The sequence below is a fragment of the Janthinobacterium foliorum genome, assembly GCF_978021625.1.
In genome coordinates, this window is sequence record NZ_CDXDQE010000099.1 from 1 (window position 1) to 299 (window position 299).

Here is a 299-nt window from a genome sequence, read left to right on the forward strand (position 1 = left end):
GAGGTGCACCTGGCCCTGTTCCCGGAGGCGGATGGCACGGTCGGCATCGAAATCTACAGCGAGACGGCCGACGGCACCCTGCTGCACGGCGCGGCGACCGGGCTGCCGGACGTGCCGGACGCGGCGCCGGCGCGGCACGACCTGGCGGGCCTGCGCGCGGCCTGCAGCGTGGCCGAGCTGTCGGCCGGGCAGTGCTACGCCGCGCTTGGCGAACTGGGGCTGGCGTATGGTCCGGCCCTGCGCGCACTGCACACGCTGTACGTGGGCCAGGGACAGGTGCTGGCGCGGCTGGAGCTGCC

Annotated in this window: 1 protein-coding gene; it reads left to right on the plus strand. The window is 75.3% G+C overall.

Annotated elements, in window-relative coordinates; translation table 11 throughout:
* On the plus strand, positions 1-299 hold a 299-nt coding region (locus ACZ92H_RS29680; RefSeq protein WP_465052407.1), incomplete at both ends, for a polyketide synthase dehydratase domain-containing protein.